General features: G+C 38.7%; 37 protein-coding genes. 36 read left to right on the forward strand and 1 reads right to left on the reverse strand.

The window, feature by feature from the left end; genetic code table 11:
* Positions 1-10 precede the first annotated feature (10 nt).
* Positions 11-757, reverse strand: a complete 747-nt coding sequence (locus ACYQ2D_RS14010; protein WP_117457292.1) for a GNAT family N-acetyltransferase — start codon at positions 755-757, stop codon at positions 11-13.
* Between the two features lie 217 nt (positions 758-974).
* Here ACYQ2D_RS14010 and ACYQ2D_RS14015 point away from each other — a divergent pair, with 217 nt between their 5' ends.
* From ACYQ2D_RS14015 to ACYQ2D_RS14190, 36 genes are all read left to right on the forward strand, one after another.
* Positions 975-2,348 carry an aminopeptidase gene (locus ACYQ2D_RS14015; protein ID WP_459786188.1) on the forward strand — a complete coding sequence of 458 codons (1,374 nt, stop codon included), beginning with the start codon at positions 975-977 and terminating at the stop codon, positions 2,346-2,348.
* Positions 2,349-2,470: 122 nt separating this feature from the next.
* The gene (locus ACYQ2D_RS14020) at positions 2,471-3,700 is read left to right on the forward strand and encodes a hypothetical protein (RefSeq protein ID WP_117457293.1); all 1,230 of its coding nucleotides are present in this window, start codon (positions 2,471-2,473) and stop codon (positions 3,698-3,700) included.
* 410 nt (positions 3,701-4,110) lie between these two features.
* A complete protein-coding gene (gene rpsJ / locus ACYQ2D_RS14025; protein WP_022303909.1) occupies positions 4,111-4,428 on the forward strand; it encodes a 30S ribosomal protein S10 in 318 nt (105 codons plus the stop codon).
* Between the two features lie 109 nt (positions 4,429-4,537).
* Positions 4,538-5,173: a 50S ribosomal protein L3 gene (rplC, locus tag ACYQ2D_RS14030; RefSeq protein WP_022303908.1), complete on the forward strand. Its 636-nt coding sequence runs from the start codon at positions 4,538-4,540 to the stop codon at positions 5,171-5,173.
* 29 nt (positions 5,174-5,202) lie between these two features.
* Complete coding sequence (gene rplD / locus ACYQ2D_RS14035; protein ID WP_022303907.1) at positions 5,203-5,823, forward strand: 50S ribosomal protein L4; 621 nt, start codon at positions 5,203-5,205, stop codon at positions 5,821-5,823.
* The gene (gene rplW, locus ACYQ2D_RS14040; RefSeq protein WP_022303906.1) at positions 5,823-6,122 is read left to right on the forward strand and encodes a 50S ribosomal protein L23; all 300 of its coding nucleotides are present in this window, start codon (positions 5,823-5,825) and stop codon (positions 6,120-6,122) included. Before rplD ends, rplW begins: the two co-directional genes overlap by 1 nt.
* A 132-nt stretch (positions 6,123-6,254) precedes the next feature.
* Complete coding sequence (gene rplB, locus ACYQ2D_RS14045; protein WP_022303905.1) at positions 6,255-7,100, forward strand: 50S ribosomal protein L2; 846 nt, start codon at positions 6,255-6,257, stop codon at positions 7,098-7,100.
* A 13-nt stretch (positions 7,101-7,113) separates the two neighbouring features.
* Entirely contained in the window at positions 7,114-7,395 is a 282-nt protein-coding gene (gene rpsS, locus ACYQ2D_RS14050; protein ID WP_003022807.1) for a 30S ribosomal protein S19, read from the forward strand.
* 23 nt (positions 7,396-7,418) lie between these two features.
* On the forward strand, positions 7,419-7,805 hold the full coding sequence (gene rplV / locus ACYQ2D_RS14055; RefSeq protein ID WP_022303904.1) for a 50S ribosomal protein L22: 387 nt from the start codon (positions 7,419-7,421) through the stop codon (positions 7,803-7,805).
* An 11-nt stretch (positions 7,806-7,816) separates the two neighbouring features.
* Positions 7,817-8,473, forward strand: coding sequence for a 30S ribosomal protein S3 (rpsC, locus tag ACYQ2D_RS14060; RefSeq protein ID WP_022303903.1), 657 nt, complete (start codon positions 7,817-7,819; stop codon positions 8,471-8,473).
* Between the two features lie 2 nt (positions 8,474-8,475).
* Complete coding sequence (gene rplP / locus ACYQ2D_RS14065; RefSeq protein ID WP_022303902.1) at positions 8,476-8,913, forward strand: 50S ribosomal protein L16; 438 nt, start codon at positions 8,476-8,478, stop codon at positions 8,911-8,913.
* A complete protein-coding gene (rpmC, locus tag ACYQ2D_RS14070; RefSeq protein ID WP_022303901.1) occupies positions 8,903-9,115 on the forward strand; it encodes a 50S ribosomal protein L29 in 213 nt (70 codons plus the stop codon). Before rplP ends, rpmC begins: the two co-directional genes overlap by 11 nt.
* Before the next feature lie 12 nt (positions 9,116-9,127).
* The gene (gene rpsQ / locus ACYQ2D_RS14075) at positions 9,128-9,382 is read left to right on the forward strand and encodes a 30S ribosomal protein S17 (RefSeq protein ID WP_022303900.1); all 255 of its coding nucleotides are present in this window, start codon (positions 9,128-9,130) and stop codon (positions 9,380-9,382) included.
* Positions 9,383-9,403: 21 nt separating this feature from the next.
* The gene (rplN, locus tag ACYQ2D_RS14080) at positions 9,404-9,772 is read left to right on the forward strand and encodes a 50S ribosomal protein L14 (RefSeq protein ID WP_022303899.1); all 369 of its coding nucleotides are present in this window, start codon (positions 9,404-9,406) and stop codon (positions 9,770-9,772) included.
* A 10-nt stretch (positions 9,773-9,782) separates the two neighbouring features.
* Entirely contained in the window at positions 9,783-10,094 is a 312-nt protein-coding gene (gene rplX, locus ACYQ2D_RS14085) for a 50S ribosomal protein L24 (protein WP_022303898.1), read from the forward strand.
* 21 nt (positions 10,095-10,115) lie between these two features.
* A complete protein-coding gene (gene rplE / locus ACYQ2D_RS14090; protein ID WP_022303897.1) occupies positions 10,116-10,655 on the forward strand; it encodes a 50S ribosomal protein L5 in 540 nt (179 codons plus the stop codon).
* An 18-nt stretch (positions 10,656-10,673) separates the two neighbouring features.
* Positions 10,674-10,859 carry a type Z 30S ribosomal protein S14 gene (locus tag ACYQ2D_RS14095; RefSeq protein WP_006862754.1) on the forward strand — a complete coding sequence of 62 codons (186 nt, stop codon included), beginning with the start codon at positions 10,674-10,676 and terminating at the stop codon, positions 10,857-10,859.
* Between the two features lie 137 nt (positions 10,860-10,996).
* A complete protein-coding gene (gene rpsH, locus ACYQ2D_RS14100) occupies positions 10,997-11,398 on the forward strand; it encodes a 30S ribosomal protein S8 (protein WP_022303896.1) in 402 nt (133 codons plus the stop codon).
* A 92-nt stretch (positions 11,399-11,490) separates the two neighbouring features.
* Positions 11,491-12,030 carry a 50S ribosomal protein L6 gene (gene rplF / locus ACYQ2D_RS14105; protein ID WP_022303895.1) on the forward strand — a complete coding sequence of 180 codons (540 nt, stop codon included), beginning with the start codon at positions 11,491-11,493 and terminating at the stop codon, positions 12,028-12,030.
* A 17-nt stretch (positions 12,031-12,047) separates the two neighbouring features.
* Entirely contained in the window at positions 12,048-12,416 is a 369-nt protein-coding gene (gene rplR / locus ACYQ2D_RS14110; protein WP_022303894.1) for a 50S ribosomal protein L18, read from the forward strand.
* Between the two features lie 19 nt (positions 12,417-12,435).
* Positions 12,436-12,945, forward strand: coding sequence for a 30S ribosomal protein S5 (rpsE, locus tag ACYQ2D_RS14115; RefSeq protein WP_022303893.1), 510 nt, complete (start codon positions 12,436-12,438; stop codon positions 12,943-12,945).
* 12 nt (positions 12,946-12,957) lie between these two features.
* Positions 12,958-13,140, forward strand: a complete 183-nt coding sequence (gene rpmD, locus ACYQ2D_RS14120; protein ID WP_022303892.1) for a 50S ribosomal protein L30 — start codon at positions 12,958-12,960, stop codon at positions 13,138-13,140.
* Between the two features lie 22 nt (positions 13,141-13,162).
* Positions 13,163-13,603, forward strand: a complete 441-nt coding sequence (gene rplO, locus ACYQ2D_RS14125; protein ID WP_117457294.1) for a 50S ribosomal protein L15 — start codon at positions 13,163-13,165, stop codon at positions 13,601-13,603.
* Positions 13,603-14,919 (forward strand): preprotein translocase subunit SecY, encoded by a 1,317-nt coding sequence (gene secY, locus ACYQ2D_RS14130; protein ID WP_022303890.1) that lies wholly within the window; start codon positions 13,603-13,605, stop codon positions 14,917-14,919. The genes rplO and secY overlap by 1 nt, the downstream gene beginning before the upstream one ends.
* A 104-nt stretch (positions 14,920-15,023) precedes the next feature.
* Complete coding sequence (locus ACYQ2D_RS14135; RefSeq protein ID WP_459785884.1) at positions 15,024-15,668, forward strand: adenylate kinase; 645 nt, start codon at positions 15,024-15,026, stop codon at positions 15,666-15,668.
* A 2-nt stretch (positions 15,669-15,670) separates the two neighbouring features.
* Positions 15,671-16,426 carry a type I methionyl aminopeptidase gene (gene map, locus ACYQ2D_RS14140; protein WP_022303888.1) on the forward strand — a complete coding sequence of 252 codons (756 nt, stop codon included), beginning with the start codon at positions 15,671-15,673 and terminating at the stop codon, positions 16,424-16,426.
* Positions 16,427-16,439: 13 nt separating this feature from the next.
* Positions 16,440-16,715, forward strand: a complete 276-nt coding sequence (locus ACYQ2D_RS14145) for a KOW domain-containing RNA-binding protein (protein ID WP_022303887.1) — start codon at positions 16,440-16,442, stop codon at positions 16,713-16,715.
* 3 nt (positions 16,716-16,718) lie between these two features.
* Positions 16,719-16,937 (forward strand): translation initiation factor IF-1, encoded by a 219-nt coding sequence (gene infA / locus ACYQ2D_RS14150; protein WP_003022750.1) that lies wholly within the window; start codon positions 16,719-16,721, stop codon positions 16,935-16,937.
* 183 nt (positions 16,938-17,120) lie between these two features.
* Positions 17,121-17,234, forward strand: a complete 114-nt coding sequence (rpmJ, locus tag ACYQ2D_RS14155; protein ID WP_021915989.1) for a 50S ribosomal protein L36 — start codon at positions 17,121-17,123, stop codon at positions 17,232-17,234.
* A gap of 266 nt (positions 17,235-17,500) precedes the next feature.
* Entirely contained in the window at positions 17,501-17,872 is a 372-nt protein-coding gene (gene rpsM / locus ACYQ2D_RS14160; RefSeq protein ID WP_022303886.1) for a 30S ribosomal protein S13, read from the forward strand.
* A gap of 84 nt (positions 17,873-17,956) precedes the next feature.
* Positions 17,957-18,349 (forward strand): 30S ribosomal protein S11, encoded by a 393-nt coding sequence (gene rpsK, locus ACYQ2D_RS14165; protein WP_022303885.1) that lies wholly within the window; start codon positions 17,957-17,959, stop codon positions 18,347-18,349.
* Positions 18,350-18,367: 18 nt separating this feature from the next.
* On the forward strand, positions 18,368-18,961 hold the full coding sequence (gene rpsD, locus ACYQ2D_RS14170) for a 30S ribosomal protein S4 (RefSeq protein ID WP_022303884.1): 594 nt from the start codon (positions 18,368-18,370) through the stop codon (positions 18,959-18,961).
* Between the two features lie 26 nt (positions 18,962-18,987).
* Entirely contained in the window at positions 18,988-19,947 is a 960-nt protein-coding gene (locus tag ACYQ2D_RS14175; protein ID WP_117457295.1) for a DNA-directed RNA polymerase subunit alpha, read from the forward strand.
* Positions 19,948-20,039: 92 nt separating this feature from the next.
* Positions 20,040-20,576 (forward strand): 50S ribosomal protein L17, encoded by a 537-nt coding sequence (gene rplQ / locus ACYQ2D_RS14180; protein WP_117457296.1) that lies wholly within the window; start codon positions 20,040-20,042, stop codon positions 20,574-20,576.
* A 182-nt stretch (positions 20,577-20,758) separates the two neighbouring features.
* Positions 20,759-21,691 (forward strand): diacylglycerol/lipid kinase family protein, encoded by a 933-nt coding sequence (locus ACYQ2D_RS14185; RefSeq protein WP_022303881.1) that lies wholly within the window; start codon positions 20,759-20,761, stop codon positions 21,689-21,691.
* 175 nt (positions 21,692-21,866) lie between these two features.
* Positions 21,867-22,418, forward strand: coding sequence for a manganese efflux pump MntP (locus tag ACYQ2D_RS14190; RefSeq protein WP_117457297.1), 552 nt, complete (start codon positions 21,867-21,869; stop codon positions 22,416-22,418).
* Positions 22,419-22,480: the final 62 nt, after the last annotated feature.

Raw genomic sequence — 22,480 nt, forward strand, 5'->3', positions numbered from 1 at the left:
TTTTTAAAATTTAAAACTGCTGGCGGAACCAGTAAGTGTAAAGATATTCAAAACCAAGTGATTCATATAAAGTACGAGCACCAAAATTGCCTTTTACAACCTGAAGGTAGGCATAACAGGCGCCTTGTTCTCTCGCACTTTTAAGAAGTGCACGGCAGATAGACTGACCGATTTTTCTTCTGCGGTAACCGGGAGCGACATGAATCGCGTAGATGCCGACATAATCACGGTCTAAAATTCCAAGACCTGTTCCAATGACGTTATCACCGTCATAGACAGTGGCAAAAATGGTATCTCCTGGGATCGCATGATACATGGAAGGAACAATTTTTTTGTGAATCGGATTGGTTGTACCGTTCATTTCAAAAAGAGCATTTAACCAGTCAGAGGTAATATGTGGAGTAAGGGAAACCTCGGCAAGTGGTTCTTTTGGTTCATAAGATTCCAAGCTCATTGTCATGACTTCCGTGGTATGTGCAATATGATAGCCTCGTTCCATTAGTTTCTGGTCAAAGGAACTGTCCATTAAAGGATTAATTTTGAAAATAGCAGGTGTATTCCATTTTTCATAGACTTCTTCGCAATAGGCAATCTTATCAGAGAGCGCAATCTGTGAAGAGCCGATTTGCTCCACACAGTTTGTGCGGTGGGTATAAAAACAGGAAAAGCGGATAATCCATCCGTCGTAAATTAAAATTTTATGAGAAGGCCAGGCATTTAAAGAGAGGTCTTCTATGGTCTTTATTTTCATCTTCATAAGGCAAAATCCTTTCGTACAAAATAACGGTATCTCCGTCGGAAACTTATTCTCTGGTTAAGATAAATGTTCCACAAAAATCACGCGCCAAGTCTCACATGCGTTCGACTTGAACTTATTATGATAGAAACTGGATAAAAAGTCAATCTTGGCAGGTTGCAATTCAAATGAAGGTGTAGTAAGCTGTAGGAAGAATAAAATGATTGAGGTGAAGAGAATGAAAACAGAAAATGCTTGGAAAAAATATGCAGATAAGAAACCAGTCTTTGATTTCTGCGAGGGCTATAAAGAATTTATGTCTTTATGCAAAACAGAAAGAGAATGTACAGATGAAATTATAAAACAGGCAAAAAAAGCCGGTTTTAAAAATCTTGATACTGTTATTGAAAAAGGAGAAACTTTAAAAAAAGGGGATAAGGTGTACGCCAACAATATGGGAAAGGCACTGGCTCTTTTTGTAATTGGAGAAAAACCAATTCAGGAAGGAATGCGTATCCTTGGAGCACATATCGATTCTCCACGTTTGGATTTAAAGCAGAATCCGTTGTACGAAGAAGCAGAACAGGCATTGCTTGATACACACTATTATGGCGGTGTGAAAAAATATCAGTGGGTGACACTTCCAATGGCACTTCATGGTGTAGTGGTGAAAGAAGATGGAACAAAAGTAAACGTGGTAATCGGAGAATCCAAAGATGACCCTGTTGTCGGAATTTCGGATTTATTGATTCATCTTTCTGCAAAACAGATGCAGAAAAAAGCGACAGAAGTTATTGAGGGAGAAAATTTGAACGTACTGGTTGGAAGTATTCCGTTAGAGGGAGAGGAGACCGAAGGCGTAAAAGAAAATATTCTTTCTATATTAAAAGAAAAATATGAAATTGAAGAAAAAGATTTTGTATCCGCTGAATTAGAAGTTGTTCCGGCTGGAGAAGCAAGAGACTTTGGATTAGACAGAAGTATGATTATGGCTTATGGGCAGGATGACAGAGTATGTGCTTATCCGTCTTATAAAGCGATTGAGGCAGTTACAGAGGCAGAATATACTTCTGTATGTTTGTTGGTAGATAAAGAGGAAATTGGAAGTGTAGGAGCAACCGGTATGCATTCCAGATTCTTTGAAAATACGGTGGCGGAAGTGATGAATGCGTGTGGAACTTACAGTGAACTGCTTGTGCGCAGAGCATTAAAAAATTCCTGCATGCTTTCTTCTGATGTCAGCGCCGGATTTGATCCAAATTATCCGGAAGTGATGGAAAAGAATAACTGTGCATTTTTAGGTCACGGATTAACCTTTAATAAATATACCGGCTCAAGAGGAAAGAGCGGTTCTAATGATGCAAATCCGGAATACATTGCAAGATTGCGTCGTGTGATGGACGAGCAAAATGTTTCTTTCCAGACCGCAGAACTTGGAAAAGTAGATGTTGGAGGCGGCGGAACTATCGCCTATATTCTTGCAGCATACGATATGGATGTAATTGACAGTGGAGTTGCCGTATTAAATATGCATGCTCCGTGGGAAATTGCAAGTAAAGTGGATATTTATGAAGCATATAAGGGATATCAGGCATTTCTGACGAATCTGTAGAATATTCATTTCAGATATCTGATTAGAATATCAGTTTGAATATCAATTAAAGTTTTTGTGTACATCTTTGTCAGAAAATGTTAAGATAAGAAATGAAAGAATTGCGAAATGAGGAAACAGAGATGTCAAAATTTTTAAAACTTATTGTGGACCTGGTTATCATCTGTACCATCCTTATAGCAGCGGCTTTGTTAGTACCTCCTCTTGCAGGAGTAAAGACGGTTATGAATGATAACAGTACGGCGGAGACAAATCTTCCGGTCGGTTCTGTTGCTTATGGTAAGCAGACGGATGCGGTAAATCTGAAGAAAGGACAGAAGATTGTTTATACAAAAAATAATCAGGCTTATGTTTATGAGATTTCAGATGTATCGGATGCAGAAAATGACACGTATCTGGTGAAAGATGCTTATGATAAAAAGACAGAAGAACGCAGTGTAGAGCTTAGCGGAGATGTTATGAAGCTGTCTTTTGTTGTTCCACTTATTGCTTATGCAGCGATTGCAGTTCAAAGTAAAGAAGGATTGATTTTGATTGGTCTTGGAATTGTCTTTTTAATTATTTTATTTATTCTTGCCGAATTGTGGAGAAAAGATAAAAAAGATATGGAAGAAACAAAATCAGAAAGTGAAGAAAAGAACACAGAAGAAAAAGTGATTCCGCTTGAATCGAAACGTTCCGAAGAGCCGACAAATGAGAAGCAGGAAGAGGCACAGCCGGAAACTGCCAAAGAGTATGAATCTGTTCAAAAAACAGAGAACATCCAGACAGAGTTCGAGCAGAATCCAAAGTCAGATGAAAATTCATATTTACAGGATGCAGTGGAGATGAGTAAAGAGGGAACAGTAGTGCCGGCAGATGAAAAAGAAATTGCCGGCGAAAAGACACAGGTGTTAAAACCAGAATTGTTAAAGTCAGAACTGTTAAGAACAGGAGAAACAGTAGAAGAGCCTGCTGTGGAAGAAACAGCGGAAAAAGAAACAGTGGCAGAGCAGGTAGAGGGAACACAAGAAGAGTCTGCCGGTGAAGTTTTGGTTCCTACAGAGGAACCAAAGACAGAAGAAATAAAACCAGAAGAAAATGAAGATACCATTGGGCTTGAAGCAAAAATTGAAGAAGCACTGAATGCGGGGATTGTTAAGATGAACTCTGAAGAATCAGAAGCTGTTCATGGTGAAGAAACTTCAGAATCAGAAGAAGAACCAAAAGCAGAAGAGGTAGTAGAAGAAGTTCTTCCGAGTCCATCGGTAGAAGACCTCTTAAGAAATGCACAGGCGCATGGAGACCATCCGGAAGTGATTGAGGATTCAGATAATAAGGTGACGCTTTTGGATTATACGAATTTATTCTAAAATGTTTCTATATATATAGAACTGTATATAAGAAGCATAGGAGCGAAGAAAGAGAGTTTCGACTCTCTTTTTTTGTTGCGTAGAAACACTTTGTCATAGGAACCTTTTCTTGTGTTCAAAAAAAAATAAAAAAATTAAAAAAAACTCTTGCATTATTTTGAAGAATCGTGTATACTCATTCTTGCTGTGACATTGATAGCTATGAAGCGCGAGGTTGCTGCCGAAAAGGCAGGTTTTCCGTGGAGCGAATGTCATGTTAGGAAACTGACGACAAGTCACTGTACAAAATCTTGAAGACTTACCACGGGTATGTGGGAGTGTGTGTAAAAATGAGATGACACACACGGGAATGTGTACAGTCGCCGCTTGTCGTACTACTTATAAAGTGCGAAAAGGAGGAGACTTTTTTTATGGCAAGTCAAGTAATGAGAATCGTTTTAAAAGCTTATGACCATCAGTTAGTAGATGCGTCTGCAAGCAAAATTATCGAAACTGTTAAAAAGAATGGAGCAACTGTGAGTGGACCGGTTCCGCTTCCTACTAAAAAAGAAGTAGTAACAATCTTACGTGCGGTACACAAATACAAAGATTCCAGAGAACAGTTTGAGCAGAGAACTCATAAAAGACTGATTGATATCATCACACCAACACAGAAAACAGTTGATGCCCTGTCTCGTTTAGAGATGCCGGCAGGTGTTTCCATCGATATCAAGATGAAACAGAAATAATTTTTAATGAGAAATTATCCTTACAAGGTTGATATAAATATATTAACTTTCTGTCTAGGATGATTGCACAACACAGTGTAATCCGCTGTAGAATCACAGGAGGTAAACAATGAAGAAAGCAATTTTAGCTACTAAAGTCGGAATGACTCAAATCTTCAACGAAGACGGAGTTTTAACTCCAGTAACTGTATTGCAGGCTGGTCCATGTGTAGTAACACAGGTTAAAACACAGGACAATGATGGTTACAGTGCAGTACAGGTTGGTTTCGCTGACAAGAGAGAAAAACTTGTTAACAAACCGGTTAAAGGACACTTTGATAAAGCTGGTGTTTCCTACAAAAGATTCGTAAGAGAATTCAAACTGGAAGGTGCTGAAGAAATGGCACTCGGACAGGAAATCAAATGCGATGTTTTTGCAGCAGGAGACAAAGTTGACGCAACTGCAATCAGCAAAGGTAAAGGTTTCCAGGGCGCAATCAAAAGACATGGACAGTCCAGAGGACCTATGGCTCACGGTTCTAAATACCATCGTCATGCAGGTTCTAACGGTGCTGCATCTGACCCAAGTAAAGTATTCAAAGGCAAAAAAATGCCAGGACAGATGGGACATGTTAAAGTAACAGTTCAGAATCTTGAAGTTGTAAGCGTAGATGCAGAAAACAATCTGATTCTTGTAAAAGGCTCTGTACCGGGACCTAAGAAATCCTTAGTAACAATCAAAGAAACAGTTAAGACTGTTAAATAAAGTTTTCGTTGGAAAGGAGGAACACACAGATGGCAAACGTATCTGTTTATAATATGGAAGGCAAAGAAGTTGGAACAATGGAATTAAACGATGCAGTGTTTGGCGTTGAAATCAACGACCATTTAGTGCACTTAGCTGTTGTTCGTCAGCTTGCAAATAATCGTCAGGGAACTCAGAAAGCTAAAACACGCTCTGAAGTTAGTGGCGGTGGAAGAAAACCGTGGAGACAGAAAGGAACAGGTCATGCAAGACAGGGTTCAACAAGATCTCCGCAGTGGACAGGCGGTGGTGTTGTATTCGCTCCAGTACCGAGAGATTACAGCATTAAAATGAACAAAAAAGAAAGAAGACTGGCTCTGAAATCCGCTTTAACAAGCAGAGTACAGGAAAACAAATTAATCGTTCTTGAAGATTTAACATTAGACGAAGCAAAAACAAAAGCAATGCAGACAGTATTAAATAACCTGAATGTTTCTAAAGCATTAGTAGTTCTTAACGAAGAGAACAAAAACGTAGTTTTATCTACAAGAAATATTCCGGATGTTGTAACAGCATACACAAATACAATCAATGTATTTGATATCCTGAAATACAACACTTTAATCCTGACAAAATCTGCTGTAGCTTCAATTGAGGAGGTATACGCATAATGGCAAACGTACAGTATTATGATGTAATTCTGAAACCAATCGTTACAGAAAAGAGCATGGCTGCTATGGGCGAAAAGAAATATACTTTCCTTGTTCATACAGAAGCAAACAAATCCATGATTAAAGAAGCTGTAGAAAAAATGTTCGAAGGAACAAAAGTTAAAAATGTAAATACTATGAATCTTGATGGTAAAACAAAAAGACGTGGTATGACATTTGGTAAAACAGCTAAAACTAAAAAAGCTATTGTAACTCTTACAGAAGACAGCAAAGATATTGAAATCTTTGAAGGTTTATAAGATTAAGAGTTTGACTGAAAATATGAAAAGTGCAGTTAAGAAAAAGTAATCCAATATTTAACTGCAGGCAACAAACGCCAGGATGCGTTGGTACACAACGCTTACGGCGTTACAATGAAAGGAGAGACAGTAATGGGAATTAAATCTTATAACCCATATACACCTTCCAGAAGACATATGACAGGTTCTGATTTCACAGAAATCACAACATCAACACCTGAGAAGTCTCTGGTAGTGTCCTTAAATAAAAACGCTGGACGTAATAATCAGGGTAAAATCACAGTAAGACACCGCGGTGGCGGAAGCAGAAGAAAATACAGAATCATTGATTTCAAGAGAAAGAAAGATGATGTTCCGGCAACAGTTAAAACAATCGAATACGATCCGAACAGAACAGCAAACATCGCATTAATCTGCTACGCTGACGGTGAAAAAGCATATATCCTTGCACCAGAAGGACTTAAAGTTGGTATGAAAGTTATGAACGGAGCAAACGCTGAAATCCGTGTTGGTAACTGCCTGCCGCTTTCTGAAATCCCGGTTGGTACAATGGTTCACAATATTGAAATGTACGCCGGAAAAGGTGGACAGTTAGTTCGTTCCGCTGGTAACGGTGCACAGTTAATGGCTAAAGAAGGTAAATACGCTACACTTCGTCTGCCATCAGGCGAAATGAGAATGGTTCCGATTAACTGCCGTGCTACTATTGGTGTAGTAGGAAATGGCGAGCACAGCCTTATCAACATTGGTAAAGCAGGACGTAAACGTCACATGGGTATCAGACCTACAGTTCGTGGTTCTGTAATGAACCCGAATGACCATCCACATGGTGGTGGTGAAGGTAAGACCGGTATCGGCCGTCCAGGTCCATGTACTCCATGGGGTAAACCGGCTCTTGGCTTGAAGACAAGAAAGAAAAACAAACAGTCTAACAAGTATATTGTAAGAAGAAGAGATGGTAAAACATTAGCAAAATAAGGAGGTAAGACTAATGGCTCGTTCATTAAAAAAAGGACCTTTCGCAGATGAAAGCTTACTGAAAAAAGTAGATGCTATGAATGCTGCTGGAGATAAAACAGTTATTAAGACCTGGTCACGTCGTTCTACAATCTTCCCTTCATTCGTTGGACACACAATTGCTGTCCATGACGGAAGAAAACATGTGCCGGTATATGTTACAGAAGATATGGTTGGACATAAACTCGGAGAGTTTGTTGCAACCAGAACATACAGAGGACACGGCAAAGACGAGAAAAAATCAGGTGTTCGCTAATATTTTAGAAGGAGGCTTTTATCATGGCTAAAGGACATAGAAGTCAGATCAAAAGAGCAAGAAATGCTAATAAAGATACAAGACCGTCTGCAAAATTATCCTACGCTAGAATGTCCGTACAGAAAGCTTGCTATGTACTGGATGTAATCCGTGGAAAAGATGTTCAGACTGCACTTGGTATCTTAACATACAACCCAAGATACGCTTCCAGCGTAATCAAAAAATTACTGGAATCAGCTGTTGCTAATGCTGAAAACAATAATGGAATGAACCCAGAGAACCTTTATGTTGCAGAGTGCTACGCTAACAAAGCACCGACCATGAAGAGAATCAAACCAAGAGCACAGGGTAGAGCATACAGAATCGAAAAGAGAAACTGCCATATTACCGTTGTGTTGGATGAGAGATAAGGAGGACTATCATGGGACAGAAAGTTAACCCACATGGACTGAGAGTCGGCGTTATCAAAGATTGGGATTCCAAATGGTACGCTGAAGGAGATTTCGCTGATAACTTAGTTGAAGACTACAACATCAGAACTTTCCTGAAAAAGAAATTATACAGCGCAGGTGTTTCTAAAATCGAAATCGAAAGAGCATCTGACAGAGTTAAAGTGATTATCTATACTGCTAAACCGGGTGTTGTAATCGGTAAAGGCGGTTCAGAAATCGAAAAAGTGAAAGCTGAATTACAGAAATACACAGATAAAAAATTAATTGTAGACATTAAAGAAGTAAAAAGACCAGATAAAGATGCTCAGTTAGTAGCTGAAAACATCGCACTTCAGTTAGAGAATCGTATTTCTTTCCGTCGTGCAATGAAATCTACAATGTCCAGAACAATGAAAGCAGGAGCAAAAGGTATCAAAACATCCGTATCCGGACGTCTTGGTGGTGCTGATATGGCTCGTACAGAGTTCTACAGCGAAGGAAACATCCCGCTTCAGACATTAAGAGCAGATATCGATTACGGTTTCGCCGAAGCTGACACAACTTATGGTAAAGTTGGTGTTAAAGCATGGATCTACAATGGCGAAGTACTTCCAACTAAAGGAACTAAGGAAGGGAGCGATAAATAATTATGTTAATGCCAAAAAGAGTAAAACGTCGTAAACAATTCCGCGGTACCATGAGAGGAAAAGCAACTAGAGGAAATAAAATCAATTACGGTGAATTCGGTTTGGTTTCTACAGAACCATGCTGGATTCGTTCCAACCAGATCGAAGCAGCCCGTGTTGCTATGACACGTTATATCAAACGTGGTGGTAAAGTTTGGATTAAAATTTTCCCAGATAAACCTGTAACAGCAAAACCAGCAGAAACACGTATGGGTTCCGGTAAAGGTGCCTTAGAATACTGGGTAGCAGTTGTAAAGCCAGGCAGAGTAATGTTCGAAATCGCAGGCGTTCCGGAAGAAACAGCTCGCGAAGCATTGCGTCTTGCTATGCACAAGTTACCATGTAAATGTAAAATCGTTTCTCGTGCAGACTTAGAAGGCGGTGATAACAGTGAAAATTAAAAATTATGTAGAAGATTTAAAGACAAAATCAGCTGCAGAATTACAGGAAGAATTAGTAGCTGCTAAAAAGGAACTCTTTAATTTGAGATTTCAGAATGCAACCAATCAATTAGACAATACAAGCAGAATCAAAGAGGTTCGCAGAAATATTGCCAGAATTCAGACACTGATTGCTCAGAAGGCAAACACAGCGAATAATTAAGGAGGCATAATCGTGGAAAGAAATCTTAGAAAAACACGTGTTGGTAAAGTAGTAAGCGATAAGATGGATAAAACTATCGTTGTAGCTATCGAAGACCATGTAAAACATCCTCTTTACAAAAAAATCGTGAAGAGAACATATAAACTGAAAGCACATGATGAAGAAAACACATGTCATATCGGTGATACTGTAAAAGTTATGGAAACAAGACCGCTCTCTAAAGATAAGAGATGGAGACTTGTTGAAGTAGTAGAAAGAGCTAAATAATTCGTAAGGAGGAATCTAAGCATGATTCAACAGGAAAGTAGACTTAGAGTCGCTGACAATACAGGTGCAAAAGAAATCCTCTGCATCCGTGTTATGGGTGGTTCTACAAGAAGATATGCGAACATCGGTGATGTAATCGTTGCTACTGTTAAAGATGCAACACCAGGTGGCGTTGTTAAAAAAGGTGATGTAGTTAAAGCTGTTGTAGTTCGTACTGTAAAAGGAGTTCGTCGTAAAGACGGTTCTTACATCAAGTTCGATGAAAACGCTGCTGTAATCATCAAAGATGATAAAACACCAAAAGGAACTCGTATTTTTGGACCAGTAGCTAGAGAGCTTCGTGATAAACAGTTTATGAAAATTGTTTCCTTAGCTCCGGAAGTATTATAGGAGGTACCTGATGTCAACATTTAAAATTAAAAAAGGTGATACTGTTAAAGTTATCGCTGGTAAAGATAAAGACAAAGAAGGAAAAGTAATCTCTGTTAATCCGAAAAAAGGTGCTGTTCTGGTAGAAGGCGTAAATATGGTCACAAAACACACAAAACCATCCATGGCAAATCAGCAGGGCGGTATTGTAGAGAAAGAAGCATGGCTTGATGCATCTAACGTAATGGTTATGCATGAAGGCAAAGCAACTCGTGTTGGCTTCAAAATGGAAGGTGACAAAAAAGTACGTTTCGCCAAAACTACAGGCAAAGTAATCGATTAATAAGAGAGGAGGCCATTTAAAGTGAGCAGACTGAAAGAAACATACAAAAATGAGATCGTAGATGCTATGATCAAAAAGTTTGGTTATAAGAATATCATGGAAGTGCCGAAACTCGACAAAATCGTTGTTAACATGGGTGTAGGTGAAGCCAAAGATAACGCTAAACTGTTAGACGCAGCTGTAGCTGATATGGAATTAATCACAGGTCAGAAAGCTGTTACAACAAAGGCTAAAAATTCAATCGCAAACTTCAAAATTCGTGAAGGTATGCCGATTGGTTGTAAAGTAACCTTAAGAGGCGAAAAAATGTATGAATTTGCAGACCGCCTTATTAACTTAGCACTGCCACGAGTACGTGACTTCCGCGGCGTTAATCCTAACGCATTCGATGGAAGAGGTAACTACGCACTCGGAATCAAAGAGCAGTTAATTTTCCCGGAAGTGGAATATGATAAAGTCGATAAAGTAAGAGGTATGGATATTATTTTCGTTACAACTGCAAAGACAGACGAAGAAGCCCGTGAATTATTGACATTATTTAACATGCCATTCGCAAAATAATTATAGGAGGGAAAATTCATGGCTAAAACAGCAATGAAAGTAAAACAGCAGCGTAAACAGAAATTCTCTACAAGAGAATACAATCGTTGCAGAATCTGTGGACGTCCACATGCTTATTTAAGAAAATACGGAATCTGCAGAATTTGTTTCCGTGAATTAGCATACAAAGGTCAGATCCCGGGAGTTAAAAAAGCTTCCTGGTAAGCCGAAAATGTAAGTAAGTGACCATAAGCCACTTAAGAGAAGTCTTCGCCTTACGGCAGACTTCACTTAGTGCCGGGTCGTTACAATATAAATTATTAATTTCACATGAAAAGTCTAAATTATAGGAGGAAACTATCATGACAATGAGCGATCCAATCGCAGATATGCTTACTAGAATTCGTAATGCAAACACTGCAAAACATGACACAGTAGATGTTCCGGCATCTAAAATGAAACTTGCTATCGCAGAAATCCTTTTAAAAGAAGGATATATTACAAAATACGAAGTTCTTGAAGATGGAGTATTCAAAACAATCCATATCACACTGAAATACGGTGCAGACAAGAACGAAAAAATTATCACAGGTCTTAAGAGAATTTCTAAACCAGGTCTTCGTGTATATGCAGGAAGCCAGGAAATTCCTAGAGTTCTGGGTGGACTGGGTATTGCTATTCTGTCTACAAACCAGGGCGTTATTACAGACAAAGAAGCAAGAAAACTGCATGTAGGCGGCGAAGTATTAGCATTTGTTTGGTAATCTAAGCTAAGTACAGCAGACGAAGAAGTACTGAAAACAGAGAGGAACCATAATAGGCCTTTCCGAAAATTTAAGTAAGGAGGAAATTAAGAATGTCACGTATCGGAAGACATCCAGTAGCAGTTCCGGCAGGCGTAGAAGTTAAAATTGCTGAGAACAATGTAGTGACTGTAAAAGGTCCAAAAGGAACACTTGAAAAAGCGTTACCAACAGAAATGTCAATCAAATTAGAAGATGGTCAGGTAGTTGTTACAAGACCAAACGATTTAAAGAAAATGAAATCCTTACACGGATTAACAAGAACACTGATTCAGAATATGGTAATCGGTGTAAGCCAGGGATATGAAAAAGCTCTGGAAGTTAACGGTGTAGGTTACAGAGCACAGAAACAGGGAAAGAAACTTGTTCTTTCTTTAGGATATTCTCATCCGGTAGAAATGGAAGACCCAGAAGGTCTTGAATCTACAGTTGATGGAAACAAGATCGTTGTTAAAGGTATTGATAAAGAAAAAGTTGGCCAGTACGCTGCTGAAATCAGAGATAAGAGAAGACCGGAACCTTACAAAGGTAAAGGTATTAAATATGCTGATGAAGTTATCAGACGTAAAGTTGGTAAAACTGGTAAGAAATAATTAAGGAGAGTGCAAAAATGGTTAGTAAAGTATCAAGAGCGAAAGTTCGCGCAAAAAAGCATAGAAGATTACGTAATCATCTGAGCGGTACAGCTACAACTCCGCGTTTAGCAGTTTTCCGCAGCAATAATCATATGTATGCTCAGATTATTGACGATACCATTGGAAAAACTCTGGTTTCCGCTTCTACTACTCAGAAAGAAGTAAAAGCAGAATTAGAAAAAACCAATAACGTTGATGCAGCAGCATATTTAGGAACTGTAATCGGTAAGAAAGCAGTTGAAGCAGGAATCAAAGAAGTTGTCTTTGATAGAGGTGGCTTTATATATCAGGGAAAAATCAAAGCATTAGCAGACGCAGCAAGAGAAGCTGGGTTAGAATTCTAATAAGGGAGGAAATGAACACATGAAACGTACTATTATTGATGCTAGTCAGCTTGAATTAGAAGAAAAAGTAGTATCAATCAAGCGCGTAACCAAGGTTGTTAAAGGTGGTCGTAACTTCCGATTCACAGCTTTAGTAGTTGTCGGTGACGGCAATGGACACGTTGGCGCTGGTTTAGGCAAAGCGGCAGAAATTCCGGAAGCAATCCGCAAAGGAAAAGAAGACGCTATGAAAAAATTAGTTACAGTAGCAAGAGACGAAAACGGAAGTATCACTCATGACTTCATCGGTAAATTCGGAAGCGCTGAAATGCTTCTGAAGAAAGCTCCGGAAGGTACTGGTGTTATCGCTGGTGGTCCGGCTCGTGCGGTAATCGAACTTGCAGGTATCAAAAACATCCGTACAAAATGTATGGGTTCCCGTAACAAACAGAACGTAGTTCTGGCTACCATCGCAGGTTTAAGTCAGTTAAAGACTCCGGAAGAAGTAGCAAGACTTCGTGGAAAATCCGTTGACGAGATTTTTGCATAGGAGGACTGAAAAATGGCAGATAAATTAAGAATCACTCTGGTGAAATCTACAATCGGTGCTGTTCCGAAAAACAAAAAAACAGTAGAAGCTTTAGGTTTAAGAAAATTAAACAAAACAGTGGAAATGCCTGATAATGAATCTGTTCGTGGTATGATTCGTCAGGTAAGACACATGGTTAAAGTAGAAGAAATCTAATCATTAAGAAGGAGGTGCCATCATGGATTTATCAAACTTAAAACCAGCTGAAGGTTCCAGACAGAGCGACAACTTCAGAAGAGGTCGTGGACATGGTTCAGGAAATGGTAAAACAGCAGGTAAAGGCCATAAAGGTCAGAAAGCACGTTCAGGCGCTAAGAGACCAGGTTTTGAAGGTGGTCAGATGCCTTTATACAGAAGACTTCCTAAGAGAGGCTTCAAATGTAGAAATTCTAAAGATATCGTTGCAATCAACGTAAGCGAATTAAACAGATTCGAAGACGGAGCTGAGGTAACACCAGCAGCATTACTTGCTTCAGGTGCAATCTCTCGTCTTGGAGATGGCGTTAAACTTCTTGGTAACGGTGAAGTTACAAAGAAAGTTAATGTAAAAGTTAACGCTGTAAGTGAAAGCGCTAAAACAAAAATTGAAGCTGCAGGTGGAACTGTCGAGGTGATCTAATGCTTGAGACTCTTAAAAATGCTTTTAAGATAAAAGATGTAAGACGTCGAATTTACTATGTAGTGTTAATGCTTGTTATCGTCCGTATTGGCTCACAGCTGCCAATACCGGGCGTTGACAGAGATTTCTTTAAACAATTGTTTGCAAATCAGTCAAACGATGCGTTTAACTTTTTCAATGCATTTACAGGTGGGTCTTTCGAGACCATGTCTATTTTTGCATTGAGTATTACACCGTACATTACATCATCCATTATCATTCAGCTTTTGACGATTGCGATTCCGAAGCTGGAAGAAATGCAGCGTGATGGAGAAGAGGGCAGAAAGAAAATGACTGCCATCACTCGTTATGTGACAATAGCTTTAGCGCTGTTCCAGTCCGTTACAATGGCAATCGGATTTGGAAACAGAGGATGGCTTACAAACATGAATTTCACAAGCGTAGTTGTTGCGGTTGCCACTTTGACAGCCGGTTCTGCTATGTTAATGTGGATTGGCGAGCAGATTACGGAAAAAGGTGTAGGAAATGGTATTTCTATCGTACTTATGATTAACATCGTTTCCAGAATACCAAGTGATTTGGTTACTTTGTTTGACAAATTCGTAAAAGGCAAAACCATCGCAAGAGGTGGTTTGTCAGTAATCATTATAGCGGCAATCATTATTCTGGTAGTCGTTATGGTACTTATCCTGAATGGTGCAGAAAGAAGAATACCAGTTCAATATTCCAAGAAAATGGTAGGAAGAAAAATGATGGGTGGACAGTCCAGTAATATTCCACTGAAAGTAAATACTGCCGGTGTTATTCCAATCATTTTTGCTTCTTCTTTGATGTCTTTTCCGGTTATTATCGCCAGCTTTTTAAATAAAGGCAACGGTACAGGAATCGGAAGCAAGATTTTAAAAGGACTTTCTTCCAGTAATTGGTTTAATCCGGATGAACCGGTATATTCAATTGGTCTTATTCTTTATATCGTACTTGTTATTTTCTTTGCTTATTTTTATACTTCTATCACATTTAATCCGATGGAAGTTGCAGATAACATGAAAAAGCAGGGTGGCTTTATTCCTGGAATTCGTCCTGGAAAGCCAACACAGGAGTATCTCGAGAATATCTTGAATTACATTATCTTTATTGGAGCTGCCGGACTTACAATTGTAGCAGTTATTCCGTTTTTCTTCAACGGTGTATTCGGTGCAAATGTTTCATTTGGCGGAACTTCCATCATCATCGTAGTCGGTGTTGTACTGGAAACTCTTAAACAAATTGAATCACGTATGTTGGTACGCAATTATAAAGGTTTTTTAAGTGAATAGGCATAACATTATGGAAGTGTACCCACTTTTGTGGGTGCACTAAAATGCTATATAAGGAAAATGTAAAAAAAGAGTAAAAAAGCATTACAGAAAGGGAAAAGCGTATGAAAATTATTATGTTGGGGGCACCTGGTGCCGGAAAAGGTACACAGGCAAAGAAAATCGCAGAAAAATATCACATTCCTCATATTTCTACAGGAGATATTTTCCGCGCAAATATCAAAAATGGAACAGAGCTTGGTAAAAAAGCGAAAACTTATATGGACCAGGGTCTGTTAGTTCCGGATGAATTAACGGTAGATTTAGTAATTGACCGTGTTGGACAGGATGACTGTAAAGACGGTTATATCTTAGATGGCTTCCCAAGAACCATTCCGCAGGCAGAATGCCTGGACGCTGCTCTTGAAAAAAGAGGAGAAAAAGTGGATTTTGCAATTAATGTGGAGGTTCCGGATGAAAACATTGTAAACCGTATGTCAGGAAGAAGAGCCTGTGTTGGATGCGGTGCAACTTATCATATTAAATACAATCCGACAAAAGTAGATGGAGTCTGCGATGCCTGCGGTGAAAAATTAGTGTTAAGAGACGATGACAAACCGGAAACCGTACAGAAACGCCTTGGAGTTTACCATGATCAGACACAGCCGTTAATTGATTACTATACTAAATCCGGTGTGTTAAAAGAAGTAGACGGTACTGTTGATATGGAAGATGTATTCCAGGCAATCGTCGAGATTTTAGGAGCGTAAAAATGTCAGTAACGATAAAAACTGCCAGAGAAATTGAAAAAATGCGTGAAGCCGGAAGGCTTTTAGAGCAGGTACACGATGAACTTGAAAACTTCATCCGTCCAGGAGTTTCTACTCTTGAGATTGACCAGTTAGGTGAAAAGATTATCCGTCAGATGGGATGTATTCCAAACTTCCTTCATTATAATGGATATCCGGCATCCATCTGTGTCTCAGTTAATGATGAAGTAGTCCATGGAATTCCAAAAGCAAACAGAATTCTTCAGGATGGTGATATTGTAAGTCTGGATGCAGGTCTGATTTATCAGGGATATCATTCAGATGCAGCAAGAACACATGCTGTAGGAACAATATCAAAAGAAGCACAACAGCTCATTGATGTAACCAGACAGAGTTTCTTTGAAGGAATTAAATTTGCAAAAGCAGGAAATCATTTATATGAAATCTCCGCAGCAATCGGTGCTTATGCAGAAAAATTCGGTTACGGAGTCGTGCGCGATCTAGTTGGACACGGAATCGGAACAAGTCTTCATGAAGACCCTGAAATTCCGAATTTCCGTCAGAGACGAAGAGGACTGAAACTGCAGGCAGGAATGACTCTTGCGATTGAACCAATGATTAATCAGGGCAGAGCCGATGTAGAATGGTTAGATGATGACTGGACCGTTGTAACAGAGGATGGCTCCCTTTCTGCACATTATGAAAATACTGTATTAATTACGGATGGTGAGCCGGAAATTCTCACTTTTACAAAATAGGAGGTTCGGTTTAATGAAAAAACTTGGAACCGGAATGACGGCTGTATCACTTGCCGGTCATGATACAGGAAAAAGATACATGATAATGAAAGCAGAAGGTGAATATGTTTATCTGGCAGACGGAAAAATCCGTACAATTGAAAACCAGAAAAAGAAAAAAGTAAAACATATTCAGGTCGCCTATGAAATTGCTCCCGAAATCCAGAAGCTTCTCGATGAGGGAAATGAATTAACAAATGAGCGTATCAAGAGAGTATTGAAAAACCGCAAAAGCGGACAGGAGGTTTGATTTATGTCAAAAGCAGATGTTATTGAAGTAGAAGGAACAGTGCTGGAAAAATTACCAAATGCAATGTTCAAAGTGGAACTGGAAAACAAACACGTAATTCTGGCTCATATCAGTGGAAAACTGAGAATGAACTTTATTCGAATTCTTCCGGGAGATAAAGTAACAATTGAAATGTCTCCGTATGATTTGAGCAAAGGCAGAATTATCTGGAGAGATAAATAAGATTACAGACAAGAATAGCTGCATATCTGTACTGAAAAAAGTACAAAGATATGCAGCTAAAAATTTGAAAAAAACACTTGCAATCTTATGTAAGTAGTGCTATTATATAAAGCGTACTTTTGTGCTCGGGCATTTTTGCCCTCGAATCAGAGCACAGCAAAAATACGAAAGGAGGGTTATTCCGTGAAGGTAAGAGCATCTGTAAAACCGATTTGCGAAAAATGCAAAGTTATCAAAAGAAAAGGTAGCATCAGAATTATCTGTGAAAACCCGAAACACAAACAGCGTCAGGGTTAATTAGACGAGGAAAAGTTTGTGTAGTTTTATTTTAGTGCGGCTGCAGTATGAACCACGTGGATGCGTTGTTTATACTGATTAAATATAGTAATATTATCACGTTTGTCGTCCTACCGAGAGGATGATTGCAGAATATTGCTTAATACCGGACTGTATGATTCGGAAAGGCTGTGTGAAATTTATTTGCGGCTGGACACATGAAACCGTCATTTTCAATGTGTCTCAATTAGGAACAATATTTATTAGAACAATGGAGGAACAAGTACATGGCTCGTATAGCTGGTGTAGACTTACCAAGAGAAAAACGTGTTGAAATTGGTCTGACTTATATCTACGGAATTGGTAGAACAAGTGCTGACCGTATCTTAGAGCAGGCAGGAATTAATCCTGATACTCGTTGCAGAGATTTAACTGACGAAGAAGTTGGTAAAATCCGTGATGCAATTGATGAATTAAACATCAATGTAGAAGGTGATTTAAGAAGAGAAATCGCTCTTAACATCAAGAGATTACAGGAAATCGGATGCTACAGAGGAATCCGTCATAGAAAAGGACTTCCTGTTCGTGGACAGAAGACAAAAACAAATGCCAGAACAAGAAAAGGTCCGAAGAGAACTGTTGCTAATAAGAAAAAATAATTAAGCTTTAAATTTTAGATGAAAAATTAAAGCAAATGATAACATGATGATTTGAAATATTTGAGAAAGTAGGTTAGTTTAGAAATGGCTAAAGTTACAAAAAAAGTGACAAAAAAGCGTGTTAAGAAAAACGTTGAACGCGGACAGGCACATATCCAGTCATCTTTCAACAATACAATCGTTACATTGACAGATGCTGAAGGAAATGCTTTATCATGGGCAAGTGCAGGTGGTCTGGGATTTAAAGGTTCAAGGAAATCTACTCCTTATGCAGCACAGATGGCTGCAGAGACTGCTACAAAAGCAGCATTAATTCATGGTCTTAAGACTGTTGACGTTTTCGTAAAAGGACCAGGTTCAGGAAGAGAAGCAGCAATCCGTGCGCTGTCTGCCTGCGGTCTGGAAGTTACAAGCATCTGCGACGTAACACCGGTACCACATAACGGTTGCCGTCCACCAAAACGTAGAAGAGTCTAATTAGGAGGTTAATTAATCATGGCAGTGAATAGAGTACCAGTTCTTAAAAGATGTAGATCCCTTGGTCTTGATCCGATTTATTTAGGAATTGACAAAAAATCAACAAGACAGTTAAAAAGAGCAAATAGAAAAATGTCCGAATACGGACTTCAGTTAAGAGAAAAACAGAAAGCAAAATTCATCTATGGTGTTCTGGAAAAACCTTTCCGTAACTACTATAAAAAAGCTGACCAGAAACAGGGTCAGACTGGTGAAAACCTGATGATTATGCTGGAAACTCGTCTGGACAATGTAGTTTTCCGTCTTGGTCTTGCCAGAACAAGAAAAGAAGCTAGACAGATTGTTGACCACAAACATGTAATGGTTAACGGAAAACAGGTTAATATCCCATCTTACCTTGTAAAAGTTGGCGATGTTATCGAAATTAAAGAAAAATGTAAATCTTCCCAGAGATACAAAGATATCGTGGAAGTAACAGGCGGACGTCTTGTACCGGCTTGGTTAGATGTTGATCAGGAAGCTCTGAAAGGCGAAGTGAAAGCACTTCCTACAAGAGAAGAAATCGACGTACCGGTTGATGAGATGTTAATCGTCGAATTATATTCTAAATAAGATGCACGTAGCAAGGAGGGCTTTGCATGTTCGATTTTAACAAACCCAAAATTCAAATCACAGAAATGTCTGATGATAAGAGATATGGGAAATTTGTTGTGGAACCACTTGAAAGAGGTTATGGTATTACACTCGGCAACTCTTTAAGAAGAATTATGCTTTCTTCCTTACCAGGTGCTGCTGTAAGCCAGGTTAAAATTGATGGTGTTCTGCATGAATTCAGTTCCATTCCAGGTGTAAAAGAAGATATGACAGAGATTATCATGAATCTGAAAAACCTGGCAATTAAGAACACAAGTGACAGCGCAGAACCAAAAACTGCATATATTGAGTTTGATGGAGAAGGCGTTGTTAAGGGCGCAGATATCCAGGCAGATCAGGATATTGAAATCCTGAATCCGGATCAGGTAATTGCTACATTGAATGGTGGAGCAGGATGTAAGTTTAATGCAGAACTTACAATTACAAAAGGTCGTGGATATGTTAGCTCTGATAAAGGAAAAACGGACGACATGCCGATTGGTGTGATTGCAGTTGATGCAATTTATACTCCGGTAGAGCGTGTAAATATGACTGTTGAAAATACCCGTGTTGGACAGGTTACAGACTTTGATAAACTGACACTGGATATTTATACCAATGGTACTTTGGATGCTGATGAGGCAGTCAGTCTTGCAGCAAAAGTCCTGAGCGAGCATTTAAGCCTCTTTATTGACCTGTCTGAAAGTGCAAAAACAGCAGAGGTCATGATTGAGAAAGAAGATAATGAAAAAGAAAAAGTTCTCGAAATGAACATTGATGAATTAGAGTTATCTGTTCGTTCTTATAACTGCTTAAAACGTGCAGGCATTAATACAGTAGAAGAACTTTGCAACCGTACTTCAGATGATATGATGAAAGTTCGTAATCTCGGACGTAAATCACTTGAAGAAGTACTTGCAAAATTAAAAGAGTTAGGTTTACAGTTGAACCCAAGTGATGAGTAAACCAAGTAAAGAGAATTTATGGAATATAAGCAATGAGCCAGTAAGACCGAAGAAGCATGGCTCATTGTTCCACAAATGGAGGAAATATTAAAATGGCTAAATATAGAAAATTAGGCAGAACATCTGACCAGAGAAAAGCGTTACTGAGAAGCCAGGTAACAAGCCTGTTATATCATGGAAAAATCGTTACAACTGAAACCAGAGCAAAAGAAGTTCGCAAAATTGCGGAAGGTCTTATTGCAATGGCAGTGAAAGAAAAAGACAACTTTGAAACTGTTACAGTAACTGCAAAAGTTGCTCGTAAAGACGAAAGTGGAAAAAGAGTAAAAGAAGTTGTTGATGGTAAAAAAGTAACTGTATATGACGAAGTTCAGAAAGAAATCAAAAAAGATGCTCCGTCCAGATTACATGCCAGAAGACAGATGTTAAAAGTTTTCTACCCGGTAAAAGAAGTTCCAACAGCTGCTGCTGGTAGAAAGAAAAATACAAAAGATGTAGACATGGTAGATAAAATGTTTACAGAAATCGCTCCAAAATACGTTGACCGTAACGGTGGTTACACAAGAATTATCAAAATCGGACCACGTAAGGGCGATGCAGCAATGGAAGTTGTATTAGAATTAGTATAATTTCAGTTGTGGACAAATTGAAAAGATAATGCAGCCTTAGGCTGAAGTAAAAAGAACATACCTCCGGTAACAGTATGGCTGCACCGGAATTGTATGTTCTTTTTTGTATTGTCCTGATTTTATACTTGTACAAAGTGGTGTTCTATCAATTAGAAAAGTAAAGTTCTATAGGAGAAAGACGTATGGAAAAAAAATTACTGTTTATTTTTAATGCAAGAGCAGGAAAAGGAAGTATTAAATCACGTCTGATTGATATTATAGATATTTTTATAAAAGGCGGATATGAGGTAACAGTACATTCTACCCAGGCATATCAGGATGGACTTCGGGTTGCGAAAAAAAGAGCAGGGGATTTCGACCTGATTGTGGCAAGTGGAGGAGATGGGACTCTTGATGAAGTGGTAACAGGATTGATGGAGGGAAATCATAAAACGTTACTTGGTTACATACCGGCAGGAAGTACGAATGATTTTGCAAATAGTCTTCATGTTTCAAAAAATATGTTACAGGCGGCTACAGATATTGTAGAGGGCATTCCACATGCTTTTGATGTCGGGAAATTTAATGATGACTTTTTTGTTTATATTGCAGCATTTGGTTTATTTACAGATGTTTCTTATGAGACTAATCAGGACTTAAAAAATATTTTAGGACATGCAGCCTATATATTAGAAGGAACACAGAGATTATTTAATATTGCTTCTTATCAGCTTAAGGTAGAAACAAAGGATACCAGTTTCGAGGGAGATTTTATTTTCGGAATGGTCAGCAATGCGACATCCGTTGGTGGATTCCGAAAACTAACCGGACCAGATGTATTGCTGGATGATGGTGTGTTTGAAGTATTACTGATACGTCGTCCGAAAAATATTCTGGAGTTAAATGAGATTATTACAGCTCTTTTAGGAGGAGCGGATACTTCCAACATTGAGTCTTTTAAGACTTCTTACCTTAAAATTACTTCGGAGACACAGATTTCCTGGACTTTGGATGGAGAATTTGGTGGAGAACATCGAGAGGTGGAAATCCAAAATATGAATCATGCGGTGAACATTATATTGAAAAAAGATGAGAAAGTGCCGTTGATTCAAGCTAATACAGGGAATATTAAGTAACTACCATATTGACTTGCCTGATGTTTTATTCTTTTGCCTTGTATAGCAGAAAATCACTTGGCGTCAATATAGCAGCTGCTTAATTTATGCTGTATCAGTAAATAAAACGTAAAAGGCATCGGACTTTTTCTTTTTATTATCATAGTATAATAAAAAAAGTGGATGCTGAACGGATATGAATATAGAGGATTTTTTGAAAAACAGTATATTGATTTTTGCACTGACCATGGATTCATTCATGGTCAGTTTTTCGTATGGGGCAAGCCGTATTAAGATTTCATTTTCGGTAGTTGCAGGGATGAATCTGGTTATGAGCGGAATGTTGGGAATGGCGGTCTGGATAGGAAATGGTTTTTCTCATTTTATCGAAGGCAGGACAACAGATGTTCTGGCAGGAGTTTTACTTGGTGGAATGGGAGGATACCAGATTTATCACTCTGTTCAGATACAAAAGCAGAATATGACGAAAAAAACAAGAAAATTAAATTTTATGAGTGGGATTATTCTGGCAGTGGCACTGTCTATTGACAGCGTGGCAGTTGGAATGGGAGCAGGACTTTTAGAAGGAGTACGCTGGATGCTGATTGCAGGGGCATTTCTTTGGGGGATTTTTATGATGGAAATCGGGTGGAAACTTGGAAAACGCTGTGCAAAGTTTTATAAAAAAGATTTGTCCTGGGTTGGTGGGATTTGTCTTTTACTTTTAGCTTTCTTTGCATTTTGGTAAGCGATATCTGAAAATTCCACTTGCTTTTTTTTCTTATATGAGGTATCGTAGAAACAGCTTTT

The organism is Blautia stercoris (assembly GCF_054657695.1).